Below are 25,215 nucleotides of genomic sequence, written 5' to 3'. Positions count from 1 at the left end.
CGACCTTCTCTACGGCCGAGATGGCAACGACCACCTCGACGGCCGAGGCGGTGCCGACGAGATGTACGGCGGGTCCGGCGACGACGTCTATGTGGTCGACCACCTGTACGACAAGACGATCGAAACACCGGCCGACGACGCCGGCCCGAACGGCGACACCGTTTTCGCCTCCGTGTCCTGGACACTTTCGGCGCGCCTCGAGAATCTCGAACTGGTGGGACCCACTGCCTTCAACGGCACCGGAAACGGCCTCGGCAACCGGATCACCGGAAATGACCTCGCAAACACGCTTGACGGCCGGATCGGTGCCGACACGCTCATCGGTCGTGGCGGCAACGACCTCCTCGAAGGGGGCGAAGGGCACGACCAGCTTTTCGGCGGGCTGGGCCGTGACGTCCTCTATGGCGGGAATGGCAACGACCTGGTGCGGGGCGATATCGGCAACGACCGCCTGTTTGGCGGCGACGGCGACGACGATCTTCGTGGCGGCGACGGCAATGACGTGCTGCGCGGCGGCAATGGCACCGACACACTGACAGGCGGCGACGGCGCGGACACCTTCGTGTTCTCGACGTCCCTCTCGGCGGACAACGTGGACCTTGTCACCGACTTCGTCAGCGGCTCCGACCGGATTGCGCTCGACACGGACGCCTTCGCCGCACTCGGCATCGATGGCGAGGACGGCAACAGGATCAATTACGACTTCGAGACCGGCATCCTCTCCTACGACGCCGATGCCGGCGGCAGCGGGGCCGGCATCGCCTTCGCCCGGCTGACGCCGCAGACCCAGCTGACGCCGGACGACTTCATCCTGATCTGACAGGTTTCGAATCCGCGACCGGCGACGGACAAGATGCGGCATCCGGCTTGGCATCGCTCCTGCCAGCCCCCACATGGGTTGTGTGGCGTCGTGGTTCCGCATAGGTTTCCGTGCCCGTCGGCACGACAGAAGCCGCGCGAACAGCCGGTCCGGGTTCGGAGGATATTCATGGGTTTCTCAGGCCATCTGCCTGACGGGGAACGTCTTCACGGAGATGCCGCCCCGCTGATCGATCCGTTCGGTCGTGCGGTCACCTATCTGCGCGTGTCCGTGACCGACCGCTGCGATTTCCGCTGCGTCTACTGCATGTCGGAAAACATGAGCTTCCTGCCGAAGAAGGACATCCTCAGCCTTGAGGAGCTCGACCGGCTGTGCTCGGCCTTCGTGGAGAAGGGCGTCGACCGGCTGCGCATCACCGGCGGCGAGCCGCTGGTGCGCAAGAACATCATGACCCTGTTCCGCGGCCTGTCGCGCCATCTGGTCAGCGGTCAGCTCAAGGAACTGACGCTCACCACCAACGGCTCGCAGTTGGCCCGCCACGCGGCCGAGCTTGCCGATTGCGGCGTGCGCCGGGTCAACGTGTCGGTCGACACGCTCGATGCCGACAAGTTCCACGCGATCACCCGCTGGGGCCATCTCGACAAGGTGCTGGAGGGCATCGCCGCCGCCAAGTCGGCCGGGCTCGAGGTGAAGCTGAATGCGGTCGCGCTGAAGGACGTCAACGAGCACGAGATCGAGCACATGATCCGCTGGGCCCATGGCGAGGGCCATGACCTGACGCTGATCGAGACCATGCCGCTCGGCGACATCGAGGGCGACCGCACTGACCAGTATCTGCCGCTGAGCCGGGTGCGCGCCGACCTGATGGACAAGTTCACGCTGGTCGACATTCCCTACAAGACCGGCGGCCCCGCCCGCTATGTGGAGGTGAAGGAGACCGGCGGACGGCTCGGATTCATCACCCCCCTCACCCACAATTTCTGCGAAAGCTGCAACCGGGTGCGCGTCACCTGCACCGGCACGCTCTACATGTGCCTCGGCCAGGAGGACGCGGCGGATTTGCGCGCCGCCCTGCGCGCGTCCGAAGCCGACGACCTGCTGAAGCTCGCCATCGACGAAGCGATCTCGCGCAAGCCCAAGGGCCATGACTTCGTCATCGACCGGGTGCGCCAGGCGCCGTCGGTCAAGCGGCACATGTCCGTCACCGGCGGCTGAGCGGCATTTCTGGGCCCTGACCGCGCCAGCATCCCTAAGCCTTGCGTAACAAATTGCTGACGCGGGCGGCGGCGGCAGGCATGATGGATCGATTCGTCGGCAGCGCCTGCCGGCGATCCTCGTTCCGCATCGCGCCAGAGATCGACCCCGTGGCCGTCCCGGCCGGGCGCGGATGCCAGCCGTGAAACACCCGCCCGCACCATGTTCGACTTCCGCCAGACCCTGATCGGCATCGGCGCCATGCTCGTCGGCAGCGCCGCCTTCATCCTCAACGACACGCTGGTGAAGATAGCCAGCGAGGACCTCGAACTCGGCCAGGTCATGCTGATCCGCGGTCTGATCGCAAGTGCGATCATCCTCGCGCTGGCCCTGCGCGGACGGGCGTTTGCCGGCTGGCGCCGTCATCTGTCGCGGCCGCTGGCCACCCGCACGCTCGGCGAGGTGCTGGGGATGGTGTTCTACCTGATCGCCCTGTTCAACATGCCGATCGCCAATTCCACGGCGATCATGCAGTCGGTGCCGCTGATGATGACGGCGGCCGGGGCGATGTTCATGGGCGACGTGGTCGGCTGGCGCCGCTGGATCGCGATCTGCGCCGGCTTCTGCGGCATCCTGATCATCGTGCAGCCGGGCGCCGAGGGCTTCAACATCTTCTCGCTGCTCGCGCTCGCCGCCGCCGCATCGGTCACGTTGCGCGATCTCTCGACAAGGGCCATGGCGGCATCGATGCCGACCCTGTTCGTCACTGCGGTGACCACGCTGATCGTCACCATGGTCGGCGGCTCGATCGCGCTGATCGAGGCGGCGGGCGGCACCAATTTCCAGCCCGTGAGCCTCAAGGCATTCCTCTGCCTTGCCGGCAGCGCCGCCTCGGTGCTCGTCGCCTACACGCTGATCATCGTCGCAATGCGCCACGGCGAGACGCTGACGGTTGCGCCCTTCCGGTATTTCCAGGTGCTGTGGGCGATCCTCGCCGGTTGGCTGGTGTGGGATACGGTGCCGCAACTGCCGACCCTCCTCGGCATCGCCATCGTGGTGGCCTCCGGGGTCTACATGGTCCACCGGGAACGTCAGCGCATCCGGGCCCTTCGGGCCGGCACCTGACCTGACCTCGCTCGCCCCGACATGATCTGACCGGGCTGGACCTGCGGCGCGGGCACGCATCCGCATATTTCCTTTGCGCGCCCTCGGCCTCCGTGCTGTAATCGATCCCATAGATAAGAGCGCCTGCGCGCCAACACCCTGTTTTAAAAAGAGCTCCGGTTTCAGGGGCAAGTATTCATCGTCATGTTTTTCAGGAAGCCTCGCCATGCCGCGGTCTTCTTACCTGTTTGCAACCCACGGTTCGCTTGGCGATCTCAATCCGTTTCTCGCGCTCGGATCCTTCCTGAGACAGGGCGGCAGCCGGGTCGTGATCGCGACCCACGAAACCTATCGCGCAAGGGTCGAGGCGCTCGACCTCGAGTTCGTGTCGATCTTTCCCGACGCCGGCGGCTATGAAGCCGAACTCGGCATGGACGCAGCCGCCATCGTCCACCGCGTCTCCGACGATTTCGACTTCTTCCTGCGCGACATCGTCGGTCGCCATGTGGAGGCGTCGATCGAGCGCCTGCTGCCGGTGGTGCGGACGGTCGACATGGTGATCGCCTCGTCCTACGCCCACGGCGCGCATATCGCCGCGCAGATGGAGGGCAAGCGCTTTGTCGGCGTGGCGCTCCAGCCGGCGGCGATGGTGGCGGCGGGCGAGCCGGCGGTGATCGCCCGGATGCCGATGATGCAGACGCCGTCGCGCCGGCTCGACCGGCTGTTCAACCGGGCCATCCTCGCCATCGCCAACTGGCGGATGCGCGGCGCGCTTGCCACCGTGCGGCAGGCCTACACCATCCGCGGCCTGAAACCGGAGGCCGGGATCAACGGCATCACCGCCGACGTGCCGACGCTTGCGCTGTTCTCGCCCCTGCTGGGCGGCACGCCGGCCCAAGCGGATGGTCGCAGCCGGATGACGGGGTTTCTCTATCTCGATGACGAGGTGGTTTCCGGGGAGGTGGAGCGGCGGGTGTCGACCTTCCTTGCCGCCGGGCCGGCCCCGATCGTCGTCACGCTGGGCAGCTTCAACGTCACGGTCGGCGAGCGGTTCTTCCGGATGGCCATCCGGGCCACCCGGCGCCTCGGTCACCGCTGCATCGTGATTGCCGGCGAGGCCAGCCCCCTGCTCGGCGAAGACTTCGGCCGGCAGGTCCTGGTCCTGCCCTACCTGCCCTATGCCCGGATCTTTCCCCATGCCGCGGCCATCGTCCACCACGGCGGCATCGGCACCTGCGCGCAGGCGCTGAAGGCGGGCCGGCCGCAGGTCGTCTGTCCGCTGTTTGCCGACCAGCACGACAACGCCCACCGCATCACGCGGCTTGGCGCCGGAGAGACGCTGGAGTTTCGCCGCGCCCGCCCCCGCCGCACGCAGGCGGCCCTGAAGCGCATCCTGGAGTCGCCGGAGATCGACGAGCGCTGCCGCAGCCTCGCCGAAACGATCGGCCGCGAGGAGGGCTTGCTTGCCGCCGCCGCCTTTCTTCGCAACAGCGTCGATGAAGCCTTGCCGGCGGAAGCGGTTGTCTACGCCCGGGCGCAGGCCTAATGTCCCGCCGGTCAGCGGCGGAGTAGATCAGGATGACAACACCTGCGACCGACAGCGGCGGCATCGTCGGCTGCATTCTCGCGGGCGGGCTGTCGCGGCGGATGGGCGGCAGCGACAAGAGCCTGATGATGCTTGGTCCCCGGACGCTGGCAGCGCATGTGGCGGCGCGGCTTTCTCCTCAGGTCGATCTCCTGATCCTGAACGCCAATGGCGACAAGGACCGCTTCGCCCCGCTCGGGCTTCTGGTCATTCCGGACGGCATTCCCGGCCATCTCGGCCCGCTCGCCGGGGTGCTGGCCGCGCTCGAATTCACGCGCGCCCATGTTCCCGGCGCCCGCGCGGTGATCACCAGCCCGGCCGACACGCCGTTCATTCCGGAGGACCTCGTCGCCCGGCTGGTCACGGGCGCGGGCGAGAGCGGCCACATCGCCTATGCGGCCTCAAAGGTTGGTCCGCACCCGGTCTGTGCCCTCTGGCCGCTCGATCTTGCCGAACCGCTGCGCGCCTATCTGTCGGATGGCGGCCGCAAGGTGCTGGATTTCGTGCGTGACCAGGGCGAAATCGCGGTGCCGTTCGAACCGGCCACCCTCGCCGGCCAAGAGATCGATCCGTTCGTCAACATCAATCGGCCCGAGGATCTCGGCGCGCTCGAGCCGTTCTTTGCAAACCTGACGGAGAGTGACGCTGGCACGCCCACCGGCAGCCCGGTGATCGGCGTGGCCGGCTGGAAGAACTCGGGCAAGACCACCTTGGTGGCGCGGCTCGTTGCCGAGATCGCCGGCCGGGGGCTCAGGGTGGCCACCGTCAAGCACGCCCACCACAGCTTCGACATCGACCACGAGGGCACCGACTCCTGGCGGCATCGAGAGGCCGGCGCCAGCGAAGTCGCCCTCGTCTCCTCGCGCCGGCTGGCGATCCAGACCGAGTTGCGCGGCGATCCGGAGCCGTCGCTGGACGCCGTGCTGGCCCGGCTCGGTCCGGCCGACGTCGTGATCGTCGAGGGCTACAAGGGCGAAGCGATCCCCAAGATCGAGATCCGCCGCCGCGAGGCGGCGAGCCACGATCCGCTGGCGCCCGCCGATCCGCTTGTCGCCGCCATCGTTGCCGATCATCCGGTGAATGACGCGGCCGGCCTGCCGGTCTTTGCCATCGACGCCGTTCCGGCGATCGCCGATTTCATCCTCGACCACGTCGGCGTCCATGTCGCAGCCTCCTGACCCCACCGCTGTGCCGACTGCCGTCGACGACTGCTTCCGGCATGACGACCGCGTGCTGACCCACGAGGAAGCGGTGGCGCTGATCCTGGCGCGGGTCCCGGCCGTTGCCGGCACAGAGCGCGTGCCGGTCGAGGCCGCGGTCGGCCGGGTCCTGGCGGAGGACATCCACGCCCCGCGCGACGTGCCGCTGACCGACACCTCCGCCGTCGACGGCTGGGCCTTCGCCCATGCGGACTATGCCGCAAGCAACCGCCTGCCCGTCTCCCGCCGGATCATGGCCGGCCGCGCTGCGCCCGATGCGCTGGCCACCGGAACGGCGGCCCGGATCTTCACCGGCGCCGCCATGCCGGAGGGCGCCGACACGGTCGCCATGCAGGAGGACTGCCGCGCGGAGGAGACCGCGGACGGCCTTGTCGTCGTCGTGCCGCCGGGCCTGCGTCCGGGGGCCAACCGGCGCCGCGCCGGCGAGGACCTCGTCGCCGGCGCGCTGGTGGCGCGCGCGGGCACCGGGCTGCGGCCGCAGGATCTGGCGGCGATCGGCTCGCTCGGCCTTGCCGAGATCTCCGTCACGCGGCGGCTCAGGGTCGCGCTCTGCTCGACCGGCGACGAGATCGTCCGCCCCGGCGGTCCGATCCGGCCGGGCGAGGTCTACGACTCCAACCACGTGCTGCTCGCCAGCCTGTTCTCGCGGATCGACGCCGACGTCGACGATCTCGGCATCCTGCCGGACGACGCCGGCAGTGTGCGCGCGGCGCTGGCCACGGCCGCCGCCAGCCATGATCTGGTGCTGACCAGCGGCGGCACCAGCCGCGGCGAGGGCGACCATGTGGCCGACGCCGTCGACGCGCTGGGGCACCGGCATCTGTGGCATCTGGCGGTCAAGCCGGGCCGGCCGCTGAGCTTCGGCCAGATCGGCGACTGTCTGTTTCTCGGGCTGCCCGGCAATCCGGTCGCCGCCCTCGTCGGCTTCCTGCTCTACGGCCAGCCGCTGCTGGCCCGCCTCTCCGGCCGAGCCTGGCGCCCGCCGGTGCGCTATCCGCTGCCCGCCGCCTTCGCCATCCCGTCCCGCAAGACCGGCCGCCGCGAGTTCCTGCGCGGAATCCTGATCACCCGCCCGGACGGCAGCCTTGCCGTCGACAAGTATGCGCGCGACGGGTCGGGCCTGATCACCGGCCTGCGCGCCGCCGACGGCCTGGTCGAGATCCCCGAACAGGCGACGTCCGTCGTCGAAGGCGCGACCGTCGCCTTCATCCCCTTCACCGAGTTCGGATTGCCGCCGCGCCAGACCGCAACGGACTGAGCCGGCGTCCGTTTGACCGGTCGATCAACAAAATCATGACTGCCTGTTGTTTCGGCGTGCCCCACACTGTTGCAAGTGGGAGCGGGAACGTATCATCATGTGTCGACGGCCCGGTGGCCCACGCGCCTGCCGGCCGGCGACAAGAAAACGAGGGGTTCAGGGGGAGCGCGAATGCCGAGGGCATGGCGCTCGACCTCGACAGCTGACAGGTGGGCAGACATGAGCTTTCTGAAGCGTTTCGCGATCACGGCGGCCGTCGTCGTATTGGCGACCGGCGCCGCCGGCGCCCAGGACATGAAAAAGGTCAAGATCGGCACCGAGGGTGCCTATCCGCCCTTCAACTACATCGACAGCAACGGGGAGCTGAAGGGCTTCGACATCGACATCGCCAAGGCGCTCTGCACGGCGATGAAGGCCGACTGCGAATTCGTGACCCAAGACTGGGACGGCATCATCCCCGCCCTGCAGGCCGGCAAGTTCGACGCCATCATCGCCTCGATGTCGATCACCGAGGAACGGATGAAGCAGGTCGACTTCACCAACAAGTATTACAACACGCCGCCGGCGATCGCCGTGGCCAAGGACTCGACGCTTGCCGGCGCGACGCCGGCGGACCTCAAGGGCGTGACCCTCGGCGCCCAGGCCTCGACCACCCACGGCAACTTTGCCGAGGCGAAGTATGGCGAGTCCGAGATCAAGCTCTACCCGACCGCCGAGGAGTACAAGCTCGACCTCGTCAACGGCCGCCTCGATGCGGTGATGGACGACAGCGTCGTGCTCGGCGAATGGCTGAAGACGCCTGAGGGTGCCTGCTGCAAGCTGCTCGGCACGCTCACGCCCGACCCGGCGATCCACGGCCCGGGCGCCGGCATCGCCATCCGCCAGGGTGATACCGAACTGAAGGAAATGTTCAACACCGCGATCGACGCGATCCGCGCCGACGGCACCTACCAGAAGATCAACGCCGAATATTTCGACTTCGACGTCTACGGCGGCTGATCACGGGCCACGCCGGCCGGATGCGCGTCGCCACCTTGCGGCGCGCATCCCCGGTTTCCGTCCGTCCGTCCTGCGTGCGCCGGTCCTGATACGGCGCCGCACCGGATGGCCCGCGCGTCTTCGACGCCCCTCTTCCGCGCGAGGCGGGACACACGCTCATGGATCACTATCTCTCGCTGCTGGGCTGGGGCGCGACGGGTGGGGCGACGAGATCGCCTCCGGTGTCGTCCTCACGATCGCGCTCGCGCTCGCGACGCTGCCGATCGGCCTCGTGCTCGGCTTCTTCATCGCCCTTGCGAAGAACACCGGCGAGAGTTCGCTGGTGCTGGCGGCCAATATCTACACCACGCTGTTTCGCGGCCTGCCCGAGCTGCTGACGCTGTTCATCGTCTATTTCGGCGTGCAGATTGCCATCAACCAGCTGTTCGAGGCTCTTGGCTTCGGGTCGATCGAGATCAACAGTTTCTTTGCCGGCATGATCGCCCTGTCGCTGGTGTTCTCGTCGTTTTCGAGCGAGGTGTTCCTCTCGGCCTTCAAGGGCGTCGCCTCCGGCCAGTATGAGGGCGCCAGCGCGCTCGGCCTGTCGCGCCTTCAGACGATGCGGCTGGTGATCCTGCCGCAGATCATCCGCCTCGCGCTGCCGGGTCTTTCCAATCTCTGGCTGATCCTGCTGAAGGACACGTCGCTGGTGATGGTGATCGGCCTGTCCGACACCCTGCGTCAGGTCTCGATCGCCGCGCGCGTCAGCCGCGAGGCCTTCTTCTTCTTCTTCCTCGCCTGCCTGATCTACCTGGTCCTGTCGATCATCTCGTCGATCGGAATCGGCCGGATCGAGGCCTGGACCCGGCGCGGAGACTTCGGCCGATGACGATGACCAGCACCCTGCCGCCGCCGGCGCCGCCGCGCCGCTGGACACCGGCCCGGATCGCCGGCCATGTCTTCCTCGCCTTCTGGATCCTGCTCGGCCTCGGCATCACGCTCGGCATGGCGGCCGGCTGGGACAGTTCCTTCCTGTCCACCTACGGGCCGCGGCTTCTGTCCGGCCTCGGCATCACGCTGTGGCTGGTGTTCTGGTCGTTGCTGATCGGCGGCCTGCTGTCGCTGCCGATCGCCGCGGGCCGGCTGTCGAACAACCGGATCTTCTCCAGCCTCGCCTTCGCCTGGGTCTATTTCTTCCGCGGCACCCCGCTGCTCGCCCAAGCCTTCCTGTTCTATTATGGCATCGGAACCTTCTCGCCCGAGTTGGAAGCCATTGGTCTGTGGTGGATCTTCGAGGAGGGGCTATACGCTGCAGTCTTCATCTTTTCACTGAACACATCGGCCTATCAGGCTGAAATCCTGAGCGGAGCGCTGCGCAACGTGCCGCGCAGCCAGCGAGAGGCCTGCGCCGCGCTGTCGCTGCCTCGCTCGATCACATTCCTGAAAGTGATCCTGCCACAAGCAATGATTGTCGCGTTGCGTCCTTACGGCAACGAGATCATCCTGATGATCAAGGGCTCGGCCATCGCCTCGATCATCACCGTGCTCGACCTGATGGGCGAGACGCGCCGCGCCTTCTCGCGCACCTTCGACTTCGAGGCTTATCTCTGGGCGGCCGTGCTCTATCTGGTGATGGTCGAGGTGATCCGTCGCCTGTGGGACATGTTCGAGGGCCGACTCACCCGCCATCTGGTCCGCCGCAGCGACGATTGACCCGGCTTTACGCGACGATTCGGCCCTTTCGCCGCGGCGCGATCGGACGTATCTGAGGCAGGGGCGGACACGAGGAGCACGGCATGACGATCGAGACCTGGAGCAACGAGGCGGGCGCGTCCCCGGACGACGTCCTGCCCCCGCGTCCGACCGGCCTTGCCATGAAGCGCGGCCTGCGCTGCCGCTGTCCGGCCTGCGGCGAGGGACGCCTGTTCCGCGCCTATCTCAAGGTAGCGCCGACCTGCCCCGCCTGCGGCGAGGATCTTTCGCACCAGCGCGCCGACGACGCCCCGCCCTATTTCACCATCGTCATCGTCGGCCACATCGTCGTGCCGCTGGCGCTCGCGGCCGAGCGCGAGCTGCATCCGGAGATGTGGATCCAGATGACGGTCTGGCCGCTGCTGGCACTGGTGATGTCGCTGCTGCTGCTGCCGCCGATCAAGGGCGCCGTCGTCGGCTTCCAGTGGGCGCGCTACATGCACGGCTTCGATCCGCGCGGCCCCGGCGACGACGACATTCCCGCCGATCCCGCCGCCCTCGTCGCAAAGTCGCCTGCATGAACGCGCCGATGGAAGGCCGCACCGGCAACCGCGTCGGTGCGGATGGCCAGCGGCCGGGCTACCTTCGCCCCAAGGACGCCGCGACCATCCTGATCCTCGACCGCACGCTTTCGGGCGTGCGCGTGCTGATGGGCCGGCGCCCGAGCCGCGACGCCTTCATGCCGGCGGCCTACGTGTTCCCCGGCGGCCGGGTCGATCCCACCGACGGGCGCGCCTTCGCGGCGAACGAGCTCGACCCCGTGGAGCGCGACCGGCTGCTCGACCGGATGCGGCCCAGGCCCAGCCTGCGCAAGGCGCGGGCGCTGGCGCTCTGCGCCCTGCGCGAGACGGCGGAAGAGACCGGCTATCTGCTCGGCCGCACCGGCATGGAGCTGCCCGCCTCCGTCCACCCCGACTGGGAGCCGTTCCAGGCGGCCCGTATCGTGCCCGATCTCTCACCCCTGCGCGTGGTCGCGCGGGCGATCACCCCGCCCGGCCGGGTGCGCCGCTTCGACAGCCGCTTCTTTGCCGTCTTCGCCGACGTGATCGCCGTGCGGCCCGAGGGCATCGCCGGCACCGGGGAGCTGGAGGACGTGGTCTGGCCGACGCTGGACGAGGCGGACGGGCTGGAACTGCCGCGCATCACCCGCTCGGTGATCGACGACCTCAAGCGCCGGCTGATCGACGACCCCGCCCTTTCGCCCGGCGGTCCGGCGACCTTCTATCGCCCGATCGGCGACGAATTCGTGCGCGAGCCGATGTGATGACCATCGCCGACGGCTATCACGCGCTGGCGCCCGGCCGGCTGGCGACCATCGTCACCTTTCTGGAGATGACCGCCGCGCCGGTCCTGCCCGAGACCCCGGCGCCGGCCGGCGTCACGCTGGAGGCGGCCGACCCGGCCGATGTCGATGGCTACCGCGCGCTGTTTCTCAAGATCGGCGCCGATTATCTCTGGTGGTCGCGGCTGGCGGACGGGGACGACGCCCTGCGCGGGATCCTTGCCGAGCCGACCCGCGCGATCTTCATCGCCCGGCGCGAAGGGGCGGCGATCGGGCTGATCGAGTTCGACTTCCGCGATCCCGCCGACGCCGAACTCGCCTTCTTCGGGCTCGTGCCGCAGGCGATCGGTGGCGGAACCGGCCGCTGGCTGATGACCGAGGGCCTGCGCCGGGCCTGGGCGCGGCCTGACCTGAAGCGGCTCTACGTCCACACCTGCCATTTTGATTCGCCGCAGGCGATCGGCTTCTACATCCGCTCGGGCTTCCGGCCTTATGACACCCAGATCGAGGTGTTCGAGGATCCGCGCCTTGCCGGCATCCTGCCCCGGGACGCCGCCCCGCAGGTGCCGCTGGCCGTCCGGCCGGCGTGAGTCTGCCTCAGCCTTGCCCCTCTCTGGCCCGCAGCCGCTCCAGGGCGAGGCTGGCAAGCGCCGCTCCCACCGTGGACGCGCCGTAGAACCAAAGCCCCGGCTCGGTGACGGCGGTGGCAAGGCCGCTGGTCTTGGCCGCGAACACCACCAGCGCCACCAGCACCACGTCCATCAGCGACCAGCGGCCGATCGCCTGCAGATGGCTGAGCAGCCGCCCCTCGGCGCCAAGACCGGCCAGGAACAGCACCGCCAGCTTGGCGAGCGGAAACACCACCGACCCGAGGCCGACGACGAGGGCCAGCAGCAGGTCGCCCTCGCCCCAGAGCCCGGCCACAACGGCGATCAGCGAGGGCGTCTCGGTGAAGACATAGAGGCGGTCGAGGGTCAGCAGCGGCAGCGTGAGACCGAGCGGCAGGCAGAGCGTGGCGACGAGAAGCGAGAGGGCGAAGGCATGGCGCACGGCGGTCGGTTCCTCCCGAAACGGCTCGGTTCGTCCATAGCAGATGCGGGGCCACGACAACCTTGACATTCGGCCTGTTTCGACTAGTTTGCGCGCCAATCTGTGGACCCGACTTCGGGGACGCGCCGGCCCCCGTGGCCGATTTCCTCGAATCTTTAAGGACTGAGGCGCCATGGCCAAGGCCACGACCATCAAGATCAAGCTGCTCTCGACCGCCGACACCGGCTTCTTCTACGTCACCAAGAAGAATTCCCGCACGATGACGGAGAAGATGGTGATGAAGAAGTACGACCCGATCGCGCGCAAGCACGTCGAGTTCAAGGAAGCCAAGATCAAGTGAGGTGGCGGCGGCCCTGCCGCCCGCTCTTCGCAAAAGGCGCCTTCGGGCGCCTTTTTCTTTGGCCGTTTGCCCGGAAACGCAAGGAACCCTCCGCGGCCATGCGGCGCCGGGAGGGCGAAGACGTCAGGGTCTGCGGATGACTCAGCCCCGTTGCGCCCACCGGGCAGCGCGAGGCCTGGAAAAGGAGAATGGTCGGCCGTGGGTCACTGAGGAGGCCACTCTATCCACGACCGACCATTCGGCCCTCATGTATCCGGGAGATGCGGCGGACCCGAACACACCAGGGTTTCTCGACGAGCGGAGTATCTACCGGAGTTTCCGGCTGCCCCTTGCCCGTCTTCTTGAGATCGACCGTAGATCAACACTTCATTTACGACAATCGACATCGGCGCTTCAGCCGATTCGATTCAAATTCTTCGTAAATTGTTAACGTAAACGACTGGCGGGTGAGCTGCCGGGTGCCCTCGCCTGCCGGACATGACAAAGGCCGCAGCGGTGCCGCGGCCTCACAGGTCCTCGAGCCGATGATCCGACTCACGCCGCGTCGGCGACCACGCGGTTGCGGCCGCAGCGCTTGGCCGAGTAGAGCGCGACGTCGGCCCGCTTCAGCATGCGCTCCGGGGTGTCGTGGGGGCGGATGGCCGTGGCAAGGCCGATCGAGACGGTGATCTCCAGATCCTTCAGCCCGCCGGCAACGGGGAACAGTTCGCCGGCGATGCGCTCGCGCAGGCGTTCGGCGATCATCAGGGCGAAGGGCTGGTCGGTGTCGGGCATCACCACCACGAATTCCTCGCCGCCCAGCCGGCAGGCGATGTCGACGCCGCGCACGTTGCGGGTCAGGCGCCGCGCGAACTCGCGCAGCACGTCGTCGCCGACATCGTGGCCGTAGGTGTCGTTGACCGCCTTGAAGTGATCGATGTCGACGATCAGCAGCGACAGGTCGTTGCCGCGGCTGTTGGCCTGGGTGACCAGCGGCGCCAGATGCGAATCGAGATAGCGGCGATTGTGCAGGCCCGTCAGGCCGTCCGTCATCGCCAGTTCCATGGTCTGCTGGACGGTGTCGCGCAGACGGTCGGTGAAGCGCTTGCGGCGAATCTGGGTGCGGCAGCGGGCGAGCAGCTCGTTGCGATCGATCGGGCGCAGCAGATAGTCGTTCACGCCGAGGTCGAGACCACGCATCAGGCGCAGATTGTCCTCGGGCTCGGCGATCAGGAGAATCGGCAGGGCGCGGGTGCGCTCCAGAGAGCGCAGCTGCGAGCAGAGACGCAGGGCGTCGTAGTCGGCCAGCGCGATGTTGACGATCACCAGCTCGTAGGTGCCCTCGGCCGCCTTGAACAGGGCGTCCTGCGGCGAGGTCTCCACGTCCACGGCATGCTCGCGCGACAGCGCGGTGACGATTCGCTCGAAGGATGACCGGCGGTCGTCGACAACCAGCACCCGCCCGGGACCGGCCCGCGAGGGATCGGCGTCGCGCAGGGCCTCCGCGAGCCCGGCCATGTCGCCGGCGGTTGCGCGGCTGTGGAGCTCGTCGGTCAGCATCTTCAGCCGGGCAAGGCTTTTCACGCGCGTCAGCAGCGCCAGATCGCTCACGGGCTTGGTCAGGAAATCGTCGGCGCCGGCTTCCAGCCCCCTCACCCGGTCGCTCGGCTGGTCGAGCGCCGTGACCATGATCACGGGGATATGGGCGGAGCGGGGATCGGACTTGATGCGGCGGCAGACCTCGAAGCCGTCCATGCCGGGCATCATCACGTCGAGGAGGATGATGTCGCAGTGCGACCGCGCGACGAAGTCGAGCGCCTCCGGACCGCTGGCCGCGGTGACGACATCGAAATATTCGGCCGTGAGCCGCGCTTCCAGCAGCTTCACGTTGGCCGAGACGTCGTCGACGACAAGGATGCGCGCGGTCATTCGGCTGCCACTCCTGCAATACGGCTGCACGGACCCCGTCCGGCCGCCAGGTGCGACCGGAGTGATCCGTCCTGATGTCACGCCGACCGCCCGCGAAAGTGCGGATCGTCCGGCACGACAGGAGCGACATCGGGCCGGCGGTCGGGGTCGACCCGGCCGGGGAGCGCTCTAGTCCCCAAGATACGCGCGAACCGTTTCCAAAAACTTTGTCACCGAGATCGGCTTGGAGATATAGGCCTCGCAGCCGCCCTGGCGGATGCGCTCCTCGTCGCCCTTCATGGCAAAGGCGGTGACGGCGATCACCGGAATGGCGCGCAGTTCGTCGTCTTCCTTGATCCACTTCGTGACTTCGAGGCCGGAGACCTCGGGAAGCTGGATGTCCATGAGGATGAGGTCAGGCTTGTGGGACCGCGCGATGTCGAGCGCCTCGATCCCGTTGCGGGTCTGCAGCGTCGCATAGCCATGCGCTTCGAGAAGGTCATGGAAGAGCTTCATGTTGAGCTCGTTGTCTTCCACGATCAGCACCGTCTTGGGCATAAACTCTCTCCGCCGACCGATGCGAGTGCGTTATCCTGCGTCCGGCGGGACAGACCGGAAGAAGCGCGTTCGGCTCTGCCCCTTCCACGCCGGCGATCGGCTCGCCAACGCCACCGCGATCATGCTACATCTGTCATCGTTACGAACAAAACCTTTAGGAAACGCAAAGATTTGATGCAAAAGCCCGGACGCGGACAGCTCACCGAGGAGCAGGCGGAGGCGATCGCCATCTCCGCGCTCGGCCATCTGGCCGGCGACGAGGAGGCGCTCGGACGCTTTCTGGCCCTCACCGGCATCGGCCCGGCGGATCTGCGGCTTGCCGCCGCCGAGCCCGGCTTTCTTGTCGGCGTGCTCGAATTCTTCCTCGAGGACGAGAGCCTGCTGCTCAGCTTCGCCTCCAATGCCGCCCTGCGCCCGACGATGATTGCGGCTGCGCGGTTCACGCTGGCACGCGGGAGCGAAGGCAACTTCTGACCTTCGCGCCGAGCGACGCAGGCTTGTGGCCGTGCCTGCCAAGGCCGTATCCTTGCCCGGAGATTCCGCCATGCGCCCGCCCCTCGCCGGGACACGCACGCGGAGCGGAGCCTGCCGCCGTGCCCTCGATGTCCGCCCCACCCAACGGATTGCCGACCATCGACTCCGGACATGGCCCTCAGTCCGGCTTCTGCCGCGATTGCCTGCGCCCGCGCGCGCGGGCGAGCGGCGCTGCACGGCCTGCGGCAGTCCGCGGGTGTTGCGCCATGCCGAGCTTGGCGCCCTCACCATCGCCCATGTGGATTGCGACGCCTTCTTCGCGGCGATCGAGAAGCGCGACGATCCCTCGCTGCGCGACCGGCCGGTGATCGTCGGCGGCGGCCGGCGCGGGGTGGTGTCCACCTGCTGCTACATCGCCCGCATCCGCGGCGTGCGCTCGGCGATGCCGATGTTCAAGGCGCTGGAGGCCTGTCCCGACGCCGTGGTGATCAAGCCGAACGGGACGAAATATGCAGAGGTCGGGCGACAGATCCGCGAGATGATGCTGGCGCTGACGCCGCTGGTGGAGCCGCTGTCGATCGACGAGGCCTTTCTCGATCTCGCCGGCACCGAGCGCCTGCACCGGGCGAGCGCGGCCGAGGTGCTGGCCCGCTTTGCCCGCAGGGTCGAGGCCGAGGTCGGCATCACGGTTTCGGTCGGCCTCAGCTACAACAAGTTCCTCGCCAAGATCGCCTCCGACCTCGACAAGCCGCGCGGCTTTGCGGTGATCGGCCGGGCCGAGGCGCCGACGTTCCTCGCCCGCCAGCCGGTGTCGCTGATCTGGGGGGTCGGCAAGGCCAGCCAGGAGAAGCTGGCCGGTGACGGCATCCGCCTGATCGGCCAGTTGCAGGAAATGGACGCGGTCACGCTCGCCCGCCGCTACGGCGCGATGGGCCTGCGGCTGGCCAAGCTTGCCCACGGCGAGGACGCGCGGCGGGTGTCGACTGCCGGAAAACGCAAGAGCGTCAGCGCCGAGACCACGTTCGACGAGGATCTGGCGACACTCGCCGATCTGAGGCCGATCGCGCGGCGGCTGGCCGAGAAGGTGTCGGCCCAGCTCAAGAGCCACGGCATCGGCGGGCAGACCGTGACGCTGAAGCTGAAGACCCGGGACTTCAGGATCCGCACCCGCAGCCGACGGCTGCACGATCCGACCCAGCTTGCCGACCGCCTGTTCCAGACCATCGACGCCCTGCTTGCGCCCGAGACCGACGGCACGCGCTACCGGCTGATCGGCGTCGGCATGTCGGATCTGGTCGAGGCGAAGGAGGCCGATCCCGGCGACCTTGCCGATCCGGGCGCGGCCCGGCGCGCGGCGGCCGAGAAGGCGATGGACGCGGTGCGGCAGAAATTCGGCAAGGCGGCGGTGGAGACCGGCCTCGTCTTCGGCAGCCGCAAGCCGGACCGCCCGCCGCGGGGCTGAACGGAAGGGGCGTTTGCCCCCACGTTCACTTGCAGTCGGACAGGGGCAGCGCCTCGAAGGTCTTCATCGCGCCGGAGAGCTGGAGCTCGCCGTAGTCGAGGGTCAGCCGGTCGGCGACGCCGTTCTCGTAGAGATCGAAGGACATGCTGTATTCGGGCGAGGTGTCGCCGGACTTCTCCGGATCGAAGTAGGAGACGTTCATCTGCCAGAAGGTCATGCCGGAAAGTTCCGCCGCGACCGCGTTGGCCGCGCCGGTCTTGGGCGGGCCGATGATCGCGGTGGTGGCGTAGGACTTGTCGGCGCCCTCCGACCCGTCGAACACCATGGCCTGCAGCACGCCCTCGCCCCGAGCAGCGGCGGCGAGCATGTCGGTCAGGTTGGCGGTCGGGAACACGCTCTTCGGCGCGACCGGGATGGTGCGCTTCTCCGGGCTGAGGAGCGCGACTTCCACGCCGTCGTCCGATCGCGTCGCCCTGCCCTTCACCTCTTCGGACAGGACCTGATCGGTGTAGGTCTGCGAGAGGAAGTCGAAGCCGTCGCCTTCCGCCGTCTCGAAGGTGGAGGTGCGCAGGTCGGTGATCACGGCCTTGGCGTCGTCGTCCTGAACCTTCATCACGAAGCGGAAATTGGTGGTGTAGCCCTCGCAGCGGCTGCCGGTGAACTCCATCACCATCCGGCCGGACACATCCGACACGCCCGATCCCGCGTCGGTGTTGATCATCGCGAGGTCGTAGGCGACGCGGTGGGGCAGCAGGGTCGCGGACCAGGCAGGGAACGCGGTCACGGCGCACAGCGCCGTCGCAAGCGAGGTGGTTGCAAGACCGCCCCAGGTCGCCGTCTTCGTCATTTGCGCGTTCCTCGATCCGAGCCTGCCGGGCCGCGGGGAATGCCGCATCCGCCCAGCTCCCTGCTGACTAGCATATGCGTCGCTGCGGACCAATCGACGAGAGCGCCGCAGAAGATCACGGACAATTGCGCAGGACTCCGGACAATCACGAAGAACGCCTTGCGGCTGCGATGCCTTTCGGCGAAAAGAGGAGACGTTTCCAGCCGGCGCGCCCGGCCGATCTCCTGTCAGTTCGAGGATTGTCCGCCATGTCCGGAGCCATCGAAGCCCGCATCGCCGAGCTCGGCCACGCGCTGCCCGACGCCCCCGCGCCCGCCGCCAACTACGTTCCCTTCGTCGTCACCGGCCATCTCGTGTTCATCTCCGGGCAGATCTCGAAGTCGCCGTCGGGCGAGATCGTCACCGGCCATCTCGGCGGCGGGGTCGAGGTTGCGGCCGGCCAGCAGGCGGCGCGGATCTGCGCCCTCAACATCCTCGCCCAGGCCAAGGCGCGCTCGGCGATCTCGACCGGATCAGCCGGATCGTGCGCATCAACGGCTTCGTCGCCTCGACGCCGGACTTCACCGACCATCCGAAGGTGATCAACGGCGCCTCCGACCTTCTCGGCGAGATCTTCGGCGAGGCCGGGGCCCATTCGCGCTGCGCCCTCGGCGTCGCCGCCCTGCCCTTCGGCGTTGCGGTCGAGATCGACGCCGTCATCGAGTTCAAGTGAGACACGATGGGCCGCGCCGACTGGCTCGCCTCCCGTCCCGTCGCCCATAGGGGCTACCACGATGCCGCCGCCGGCCGCATCGAGAACACCACATCGGCGGTCGCGGCCGCCGTGGAACGCGGCTTCGGCGTCGAGATCGACATCCACCTGTCGTCCGATGGCGAGGCCTTCGTCTTTCACGACCTGTCGCTCGACCGGCTGACCGAGGGCCGCGGCGCGGTTGCGACGCTGACCATGGCCGAGCTTCGCGCCGTGCCCTTCCGGCAGACCCGCGACCGCATCCCGACGCTCGGCGACGTGCTCGACATCGTCGGCGGCCGGGTGCCGGTGTTCATCGAGATCAAGAGCTTCGGCGGCAACGAGCCGTGGCCGCTGGTGGCCCGCGCCGCCGACATCCTCAAGAGCTATGCCGGACCGGCGGCAATGATGTCCTTCGATCCGGGGGCGGTCAGCGCCATGGCGGACCTTGCGCCCGACGTGGCCCGCGGCATCATCGCCGACGACTGCCGCGACGACGAGGAGTGGGCCGGCTTCTCGCGCACCACGCGCTTCTACCTGCGCAACATGCTGCATTTTCCCAAAACCCGGCCGGACTTCGTCAACTACTGGATCAAGGCCCTGCCCGCGCCCGCGCCGAACCTGCTGCGGACCTTCGGCGTGCCGCTCCTGACCTGGACCGTGCGCACGCCGGACGACCGGGCCAGAGCCGCGCGCTGGGCCGACCAGATCGTCTTCGAGGGCTTCGACCCGGAGACGTCACCTTCGCCGGCGCGAGACGTTGCCGCGGGCACCTGACAGGCCCACATGAGACCGGTCTTCCGGGGTCCTGGTCCGGAAGGATCTGCAACGGTCAGGGTCTCCCCGGCCGGCGCCCGGTCGGGCGCATCCTCACCCGCAGGGGCGACCGGCGGTCAGGACCTTGCGTGTTCGGTATGAGGCGGCATGAGTTCCGAAATCGCGCTGCGCGTCGTGTCATCGCTTGCCGAGGTGTCCCGCGACGGCTGGGATGCGGTGGCCAATCCCGGCTGGCGGCTTCCTGCCGGCGGCAGGCTTGCGTCGTCCGGCGACGAGACGCCGCCGGCGCCCTACAATCCCTTCGTCGGACATGACTTCCTGCATGCGCTCGAAGAGAGCGGATGCGCGGTCGCGCGCAGCGGCTGGCTCGGCCAGCATCTGCTGATGGACGGCCCGGACGGCACGCTCGCCGCCGCCGTGCCGGTCTGGCTGAAGGGCCACAGCCAGGGCGAATACGTGTTCGACCATGGCTGGGCCGACGCCTTCGAACGCGCCGGCGGCAGCTACTATCCGAAGCTTCAGGTGTCGGTGCCCTTCACGCCGGCGACCGGTCCGCGCCTGCTGGCGGGTAGCGGCGAGGGCACGGAGATCCGCCGCGCCGCGCTGGCGCAGGGGCTCGTCGCGCTGGCCTGCCGCCACGGCGTCTCGTCGGTGCATGCGACCTTCCTGCTCGACGCCGACGCCGAGACGCTGGAGGCGCGCGGCTTTCTGGGGCGGACCGACCAGCAGTTCCACTGGACCAACCACGGCTACGGCTCCTACGAGGACTTTCTCGGCGAGCTTGCCTCGCGCAAGCGCAAGGCGCTGCGCAAGGAGCGCCGCGAGGCCCTCAGCGACGACATCACCATCGAGTGGGTGACCGGCGCGGACCTCACGGAAGCCCACTGGGACGCCTTCCACGCCTTCTACATGGACACCGGCGCGCGCAAGTGGGGCCGGCCCTATCTCAACCGCCGCTTCTTCTCGGCGATCTCGGCGACGATGGCCGACCGGATCCTGCTGGTGATGGCGCGGCGCGGCGGGCGCTGGATCGCCGGAGCGCTGAATTTCATCGGCTCCGACACGCTCTATGGCCGCAACTGGGGCTGCATCGAGGATCACCCCTTCCTGCATTTCGAGGTCTGCTACCATCAGGCGATCGATTTCGCGATCGCCCATGGCCTGTCGCGGGTGGAAGCCGGCGCGCAGGGCGACCACAAGCTCGCCCGCGGCTATCTTCCGGTCACCACCCGCTCGGCCCACTGGATCGCCGACCGCGGATTCCGCACGGCCGTCGCCGACTATCTGGTGCGCGAGCGGCGGGCCGTCGACGCGCAGGCCGAGATCCTGACGGAGATGGGTCCGTTCCGCAGGTCGGCGGAGTGACACCCGAGTCGATTCGGATTTGAAATTTCCGGCGCGGCGGGTTTCATGTCCGAAGGGCCCCCAAAGAAGGACGCAGAGCGGCATGAGCGCCTACGACGACCACAACATCTTCGCCAGGATCCTGCGCGGCGAGATCCCCTGCCACAAGGTGCACGAGGACGACGACACACTGGTGTTCATGGACATCATGCCCCAGGCCCGGGCCATGCGCTGGTGGTGCCGAAGGCGGCCTCGCGCAACCTGCTCGATGCCGATCCGGCCGCGCTCGGCCGGGTGATCGCGGTGGTGCAGAAGATCGCCATCGCCTCGAAGGCGGCCTTTGCGGCCGACGGCGTGACCGTGATGCAGTTCAACGAGGCGGCCGGCGGGCAGAGCGTGTTCCACCTGCATTTCCACGTGATCCCGCGTTTCGAGGGCGTGGCGTTGCGCCCACACAGCGGCGCGATGGCCGACCATGCCGAGCTGGCCGCGCAGGCGGCGACACTGCGGGCCGCGCTTTGAACGAATGACGCTCACCGGGCGCGTCAGGCGCCCGGCATGCCGAAGGTCATGGCCACGATCAGCAGCAGCTCTCCGGCGATGATGCCGGGGAGCGGGCGGCGGCCGGCGGCAAGGAACACGGCAAAGCCGCCGAGGAAGGCGCCGAGCCGGAATGCCAGCGGCAGCTCGGCGAGATAGCCCTGCGGATAGAACACGAGGCGGCAGACCACGGCGGCCACCAGCGCGGTGGCCACCGCCCGCACCCAGCGCATGATCTCGCTGTCCTCCGACAGCCGTGTGCCGAAGGCGACGCCGAGCCAGCGCCAGATGTGCGTCGGCAGGGCGCCGGCGAGCACCATGAACAGGAATGGCCACCAGGGCGCGTCGACGAGCGTGTAGCCCGGCATGGCTCAGCCCTCCCCCCGGCGGCGCCAGAGGCGGTCACCGGCATAGACCAGTGTGCCGCCGGCAAGGCCGGCGATCACCAGGTCGAGCGTCGGGTCGATCGCATGGCAGACGGGCAGCAGCACGAAGCCGGTGGCAAAGGCCGCGCGCTCGAGCACCAGCCGTGCCGCCGCCCACAGCGAACAGGTGAAATAGAGCGGCGTGAGGAAGAACAGGCAGGCCGAGGCGGCGGGCGGCAGGCTGCCGAGGGCGGCGAAGGCCACCGCCGTCACCACCGTGTTGCACAGCACCAGCGACCCGGCAAAGCCCGTGAACCAGGCGATGCGGTGGTCGCGCGGCACCTTCGGCAGTTCGGCGACCGCCACCACGAAGGAGGTCACCGCCAGGAAGGTCGAGACCACGTAGAGCTGCCATTTCGGCGTGTGCGCGGCGCGGATCGTCGGCAGGATCGCCACAACCATGGGCATCAGCCGCACCGAGCAGAGCACGATGGCGAACACGGTTGCCCAGAAGGACGCGCCGGAGGCAATCGAGCCGACCAGCACCACCTGGCTCGGCAGCGCCCAGATCACCGCCGTCATCGCCGTCGCCAGCTCGAGCGTCACGCCCGATTCGCGCGCGAGGCCGGCAAAGCCGGTCATCGACGCCATCAGGATGAACCCGGGAACGGAGAGGACGCCGAGGCAGCCCTTGAGCAGCCAGCCGGCGCCGCTTTGGGGAGCGAAGGCCATGGTGGGCGCATCCTTGCCCCAAACGCCGGGAGGATGAAAGCACGCCCACGGCAACGGAGCCATGCAAAGGCAGGCTGATCATCGACCCGGCGACCACCGCTGTCGTGGCTGTTCCTGTCCGGACGCGGCGATCCTGCCCCTACCATCACGCGGCCCGACGCTCCATATTGAGCCGAAGGGCGGACGTGTGGCGCCAGACGTGACAAGGTCGCCGAACAGGCTTGATTTCCGCCCGGCGACGGCGCTGAGATGGCCGTCGGCAGGGCCGGAAACATCCCCGCCGGCAGGAAACGCATGACCGGGCCAGACATCCCGAACCGACAGGGCGACATCGACATGGCGGAGACTGGCCGGCGGGCTTGCCGGAAGCGGCAGGATTCCTGGCACGGGGGTCATGGACCATGACCACGTTCTTCGGCCTGCTCGCCGCCGCGATCCTTCTCTGGGCCGGACTGCGGTGGTTTGCCGTCACGCCGCCGCGCAAACTGGCGATGCGCCTCCCCGGAGCCACCGCGCTGACGGGGCTGGTGATCGCCGCGGCGCTGGCGGCCAGCGGGCGGATCGGCCTTGCCGGCGCTGACCGTGCTGATCATGGCGCTCTGGGGCCGCGGCCTGCTCGGGAGTGCCGGACCCGGTGGCGGCGATCCGCGCGGCCGCTCGATGGTGCGCTCGGCCGCGCTGGAGATGCAGATCGAACACCAGACGGGCGCCATGTCGGGCCGGGTGCTGGCGGGAACCTTCGAGGGACGGGAACTGGCGGGACTGCGCCGCAGGCGCTCGCCCGGCTCTACCGCGAGATCGCCAGCGATCCCGAAAGCTCAGCCCTGCTTGAAGCTTATCTGGACCGCCGCCTTCCCGGATGGCGTAAAGACTTCAAGCTCGACGACCGTGCGCGGGAGCGTCGCGCGGCGAGCACGGGCGCCATGAGCAAGCAGGAGGCGTACCAGATCCTTGGACTTGCGGATGGGGCCGGAGAGGCCGAGATCCGTGCCGCCCATCGACGGCTGATGAAGCGCGTTCATCCGGACCAGGGCGGATCCACCTTTCTCGCGGCCAGGATCAACGAGGCCAAGGACCGGCTTCTCTCCAAACATCGCTAGGCTCCACAGCTACGCAGATACAGAAGGCTGTTGGCGTGTCCGCCGGCGCTGGAATGCTGCGCGAGAGCGGTCATGCATGACCCGTCACGTGACGGGGTCTTGCGGGAGGCCGGAAGACATCCGGCCACCCCTCTTTCGGTTCTGGACCCGGCGGTCTGCAAGGAGCACCCGGGATTGCGCGGGCCGTGCCGTCAGAGACGGACGGCGTAGCAGGCGAAATCGCGCTTCTTCAGCACCGCGCAGGCGCGGTTGGCGGCGTCGGCATCGTCGAAGCCCGCAAAGCGTGCCCGCACATAGGTCGCGCTGCCCTTGCTGAACACCTCGGTGACCGGCGCCGCATCGGCGAGACTGGAGCCGGCCTTGTCGCGTGCCTTGGCGAGGAGGGCATTCGCGGCCTTCTCGCTGGCGACTGCACCGATCTGGATCACCCAGCCGGACATCTGGCGGTCGGCCGACCGGCTCGGGGCGGCCAGCTTGCGGGCGCCCGTGTCGACCGATGCCACTTCGATCGGCGCCGGCGGCACCGGAATGCTCATGGTCTGGACCTGAAGGCTATCGGCCTCCATGTCGGCGTCGCCGATGGCGCCCTCGCCCTCCACCTCGGCAAAGGCCTCGGCGGCCGAAACCGGCATCTCACCCTCGGTGTAGACGTCGGGCTGGCGCAGCGGCACGGTCGCGATCGGGCGGCCGACCTCGATGCTCGCCGACGGCAGGATCGACGCCGTGACGAACTCCTGCGAAGGCATCAGCGGGCGCGGCAGCGGCATCGGGTGCCCGGCGAGGGCAACCGCTGTCCGGGAGGCGGCCTCGCCGACCGGGATGGCGATGTTGCGCGCGGCAACCGGCACCTTCTGACCGACGGCGCGGGCAACCAGCGCATCGTCGACACCCCGGCCACGGCTGGCCTTGGGCAAGTAGGCGGCCAGAAGCTTGCGCATCTTGTCGTCGCGCGAGGCGCCGCTGGTGCCGCCGAGGACGACGCCGACCATCTTGCGGCCATCGCGCTTGATCGAGCTCACGAGATTGAAGCCGGACATGCGCGTGTAGCCGGTCTTGATGCCGTCCACACCGTCGACGCTGCCGAGCAGCCGGTTGTGGTTGCCGATCTTGCGGCCCTTCCAGACGAAGCTGCGGGTCTGGAAATAATCGTAGTACCTCGGGAAGCGCACCTGCAGCGCCACGCCGAGAATCATCATGTCGCGGGCGGTGGTGTACTGCTGCACGTCCGGCAGGCCGGAGGCGTTGCGGAACTGGGTGCCGCGCATGCCGATGGCCCGCGCGGTGCGGGTCATGCGGTCGGCGAAGGCGCGCTCGGAGCCCGACACGTTCTCGCCGATCGTGGCGGCAACGTCGTTGGCCGACTTCGTCACCAGCGCCTTGATCGCGTCCTCCACGCTGATCGTCTCGCCGCGGCGCAGGCCGAGCTTCGACGGCGGCATCGCCGCGCTGTGGGCCGTCGCCGTCAGGCGGCTCGACAGCTTGTAGCGACCACGGTCCAGTTCCTCGAAGAGGACATAGAGCGTCATCATCTTGGTGAGGGACGCGGGATAGCGCCGGGCATCCGCGTCCTCCTGGTAGAGGACCTTGCCCGTGGTCGTGTCCACGACGATCGCCGCGGTTTTCGCGGCGGCCGCCTCGGCCGACGGCAGGGTGACGACAAGGCCGCTGGCCAGGACCGCAGCGCAGGCGGTGCGGACGAAAGCGGCGGCGTTCATGTTCTGGAAGATTCGGAAGCGAAACACCTTCGGACCAATCCTTGCTCGGAAGACGGCATCCGGACGCGCCACAGGATCAGCGACACGACACCCAACAAGCG

24 protein-coding genes and 4 pseudogenes are annotated in these 25,215 nt (G+C 68.4%); 21 read left to right on the top strand and 7 right to left on the bottom strand.

The window, feature by feature from the left end; genetic code table 11:
* The 13 genes and pseudogenes from A6302_RS11955 to A6302_RS11900 all read left to right on the top strand — a co-directional run.
* Positions 1-820: calcium-binding protein (locus A6302_RS11955; protein ID WP_280939139.1), on the top strand; the 820-nt coding region annotated here is incomplete at its 5' end.
* Positions 821-988: 168 nt separating this feature from the next.
* The gene (gene moaA, locus A6302_RS11950) at positions 989-2,035 is read left to right on the top strand and encodes a GTP 3',8-cyclase MoaA (protein WP_069307223.1); all 1,047 of its coding nucleotides are present in this window, start codon (positions 989-991) and stop codon (positions 2,033-2,035) included.
* A gap of 201 nt (positions 2,036-2,236) precedes the next feature.
* On the top strand, positions 2,237-3,139 hold the full coding sequence (locus tag A6302_RS11945) for a DMT family transporter (RefSeq protein ID WP_083255719.1): 903 nt from the start codon (positions 2,237-2,239) through the stop codon (positions 3,137-3,139).
* A 205-nt stretch (positions 3,140-3,344) separates the two neighbouring features.
* Positions 3,345-4,664: a glycosyltransferase gene (locus A6302_RS11940; protein ID WP_069307222.1), complete on the top strand. Its 1,320-nt coding sequence runs from the start codon at positions 3,345-3,347 to the stop codon at positions 4,662-4,664.
* Positions 4,665-4,696: 32 nt separating this feature from the next.
* Positions 4,697-5,293, top strand: a pseudogene (mobA, locus tag A6302_RS24500) (molybdenum cofactor guanylyltransferase MobA); the annotation flags it as partial.
* Between the two features lie 78 nt (positions 5,294-5,371).
* The gene (gene mobB, locus A6302_RS24495; RefSeq protein WP_069307227.1) at positions 5,372-5,881 is read left to right on the top strand and encodes a molybdopterin-guanine dinucleotide biosynthesis protein B; all 510 of its coding nucleotides are present in this window, start codon (positions 5,372-5,374) and stop codon (positions 5,879-5,881) included.
* 10 nt (positions 5,882-5,891) lie between these two features.
* The gene (locus tag A6302_RS11930; RefSeq protein WP_245294044.1) at positions 5,892-7,181 is read left to right on the top strand and encodes a molybdopterin molybdotransferase MoeA; all 1,290 of its coding nucleotides are present in this window, start codon (positions 5,892-5,894) and stop codon (positions 7,179-7,181) included.
* A 219-nt stretch (positions 7,182-7,400) separates the two neighbouring features.
* Positions 7,401-8,180 carry an ABC transporter substrate-binding protein gene (locus A6302_RS11925; protein WP_069307220.1) on the top strand — a complete coding sequence of 260 codons (780 nt, stop codon included), beginning with the start codon at positions 7,401-7,403 and terminating at the stop codon, positions 8,178-8,180.
* 184 nt (positions 8,181-8,364) lie between these two features.
* A complete protein-coding gene (locus A6302_RS11920; RefSeq protein ID WP_069307219.1) occupies positions 8,365-9,048 on the top strand; it encodes an ABC transporter permease in 684 nt (227 codons plus the stop codon).
* The gene (locus tag A6302_RS11915) at positions 9,045-9,872 is read left to right on the top strand and encodes an ABC transporter permease (protein ID WP_069307218.1); all 828 of its coding nucleotides are present in this window, start codon (positions 9,045-9,047) and stop codon (positions 9,870-9,872) included. The genes A6302_RS11920 and A6302_RS11915 overlap by 4 nt, the downstream gene beginning before the upstream one ends.
* 83 nt (positions 9,873-9,955) lie before the next feature.
* On the top strand, positions 9,956-10,432 hold the full coding sequence (locus A6302_RS11910) for a DUF983 domain-containing protein (RefSeq protein ID WP_069307217.1): 477 nt from the start codon (positions 9,956-9,958) through the stop codon (positions 10,430-10,432).
* Positions 10,429-11,175 carry an NUDIX hydrolase gene (locus A6302_RS11905; protein ID WP_245294043.1) on the top strand — a complete coding sequence of 249 codons (747 nt, stop codon included), beginning with the start codon at positions 10,429-10,431 and terminating at the stop codon, positions 11,173-11,175. Before A6302_RS11910 ends, A6302_RS11905 begins: the two co-directional genes overlap by 4 nt.
* Positions 11,175-11,783, top strand: a complete 609-nt coding sequence (locus tag A6302_RS11900; protein ID WP_069307216.1) for a GNAT family N-acetyltransferase — start codon at positions 11,175-11,177, stop codon at positions 11,781-11,783. The genes A6302_RS11905 and A6302_RS11900 overlap by 1 nt, the downstream gene beginning before the upstream one ends.
* 7 nt (positions 11,784-11,790) lie before the next feature.
* On the opposite strand, the gene A6302_RS11895 is transcribed toward A6302_RS11900, so the two are convergent.
* Entirely contained in the window at positions 11,791-12,243 is a 453-nt protein-coding gene (locus tag A6302_RS11895; RefSeq protein ID WP_069307215.1) for a paraquat-inducible protein A, read from the bottom strand.
* A 172-nt stretch (positions 12,244-12,415) separates the two neighbouring features.
* Here A6302_RS11895 and rpmG point away from each other — a divergent pair, with 172 nt between their 5' ends.
* Positions 12,416-12,583, top strand: a complete 168-nt coding sequence (gene rpmG, locus A6302_RS11890) for a 50S ribosomal protein L33 (protein ID WP_069307214.1) — start codon at positions 12,416-12,418, stop codon at positions 12,581-12,583.
* 534 nt (positions 12,584-13,117) lie between these two features.
* Here rpmG and A6302_RS11885 read toward each other — a convergent pair.
* A complete protein-coding gene (locus A6302_RS11885; RefSeq protein WP_069307213.1) occupies positions 13,118-14,491 on the bottom strand; it encodes a PleD family two-component system response regulator in 1,374 nt (457 codons plus the stop codon).
* Positions 14,492-14,659: 168 nt separating this feature from the next.
* Positions 14,660-15,028 carry a response regulator gene (locus A6302_RS11880; RefSeq protein WP_069307212.1) on the bottom strand — a complete coding sequence of 123 codons (369 nt, stop codon included), beginning with the start codon at positions 15,026-15,028 and terminating at the stop codon, positions 14,660-14,662.
* A gap of 174 nt (positions 15,029-15,202) precedes the next feature.
* On the opposite strand from A6302_RS11880, the gene A6302_RS11875 reads away from it, so the two are divergent.
* On the top strand, positions 15,203-15,502 hold the full coding sequence (locus tag A6302_RS11875; RefSeq protein ID WP_069307211.1) for a DUF3572 domain-containing protein: 300 nt from the start codon (positions 15,203-15,205) through the stop codon (positions 15,500-15,502).
* Positions 15,503-15,630: 128 nt separating this feature from the next.
* A pseudogene (locus A6302_RS11870) lies at positions 15,631-16,964 on the top strand (DNA polymerase IV).
* A gap of 25 nt (positions 16,965-16,989) precedes the next feature.
* Here A6302_RS11870 and A6302_RS11865 read toward each other — a convergent pair.
* Entirely contained in the window at positions 16,990-17,811 is an 822-nt protein-coding gene (locus A6302_RS11865; protein ID WP_169833572.1) for a cell envelope integrity EipB family protein, read from the bottom strand.
* 248 nt (positions 17,812-18,059) lie between these two features.
* Here A6302_RS11865 and A6302_RS11860 point away from each other — a divergent pair.
* From A6302_RS11860 to A6302_RS11845, 4 genes and pseudogenes are all read left to right on the top strand, one after another.
* Positions 18,060-18,523 (top strand): annotated as a pseudogene (locus tag A6302_RS11860) (RidA family protein).
* Positions 18,524-18,529: 6 nt separating this feature from the next.
* Positions 18,530-19,318, top strand: a complete 789-nt coding sequence (locus tag A6302_RS11855) for a glycerophosphodiester phosphodiesterase family protein (protein WP_069307210.1) — start codon at positions 18,530-18,532, stop codon at positions 19,316-19,318.
* 147 nt (positions 19,319-19,465) lie between these two features.
* Positions 19,466-20,683, top strand: a complete 1,218-nt coding sequence (locus tag A6302_RS11850) for a GNAT family N-acetyltransferase (protein ID WP_069307209.1) — start codon at positions 19,466-19,468, stop codon at positions 20,681-20,683.
* An 82-nt stretch (positions 20,684-20,765) separates the two neighbouring features.
* Positions 20,766-21,184: pseudogene (locus tag A6302_RS11845) on the top strand (HIT family protein).
* Between the two features lie 23 nt (positions 21,185-21,207).
* Here the strand turns inward: A6302_RS11845 and A6302_RS11840 are convergent.
* Together A6302_RS11840 and A6302_RS11835 are read right to left on the bottom strand one after the other, a co-directional pair.
* Positions 21,208-21,570 carry an AzlD domain-containing protein gene (locus A6302_RS11840; RefSeq protein ID WP_069307208.1) on the bottom strand — a complete coding sequence of 121 codons (363 nt, stop codon included), beginning with the start codon at positions 21,568-21,570 and terminating at the stop codon, positions 21,208-21,210.
* 3 nt (positions 21,571-21,573) lie between these two features.
* Positions 21,574-22,299 (bottom strand): AzlC family ABC transporter permease, encoded by a 726-nt coding sequence (locus A6302_RS11835; RefSeq protein ID WP_069307207.1) that lies wholly within the window; start codon positions 22,297-22,299, stop codon positions 21,574-21,576.
* Between the two features lie 401 nt (positions 22,300-22,700).
* Between A6302_RS11835 and A6302_RS21330 the strand changes: the two genes are divergently transcribed.
* Positions 22,701-23,399 carry a DnaJ domain-containing protein gene (locus A6302_RS21330; RefSeq protein ID WP_245294042.1) on the top strand — a complete coding sequence of 233 codons (699 nt, stop codon included), beginning with the start codon at positions 22,701-22,703 and terminating at the stop codon, positions 23,397-23,399.
* Positions 23,400-23,590: 191 nt separating this feature from the next.
* On the opposite strand, the gene A6302_RS11825 is transcribed toward A6302_RS21330, so the two are convergent.
* On the bottom strand, positions 23,591-25,141 hold the full coding sequence (locus A6302_RS11825) for a D-alanyl-D-alanine carboxypeptidase (RefSeq protein WP_210183317.1): 1,551 nt from the start codon (positions 25,139-25,141) through the stop codon (positions 23,591-23,593).
* Positions 25,142-25,215 lie beyond the last annotated feature (74 nt).

The sequence above is a fragment of the Methylobrevis pamukkalensis genome, assembly GCF_001720135.1.
GTDB classification, from domain to species: Bacteria; Pseudomonadota; Alphaproteobacteria; order Rhizobiales; family Pleomorphomonadaceae; genus Methylobrevis; species Methylobrevis pamukkalensis.
Note: the sequence above shows the minus strand (reverse complement) of the source record. Positions and strands in the feature narration are given on the sequence as shown.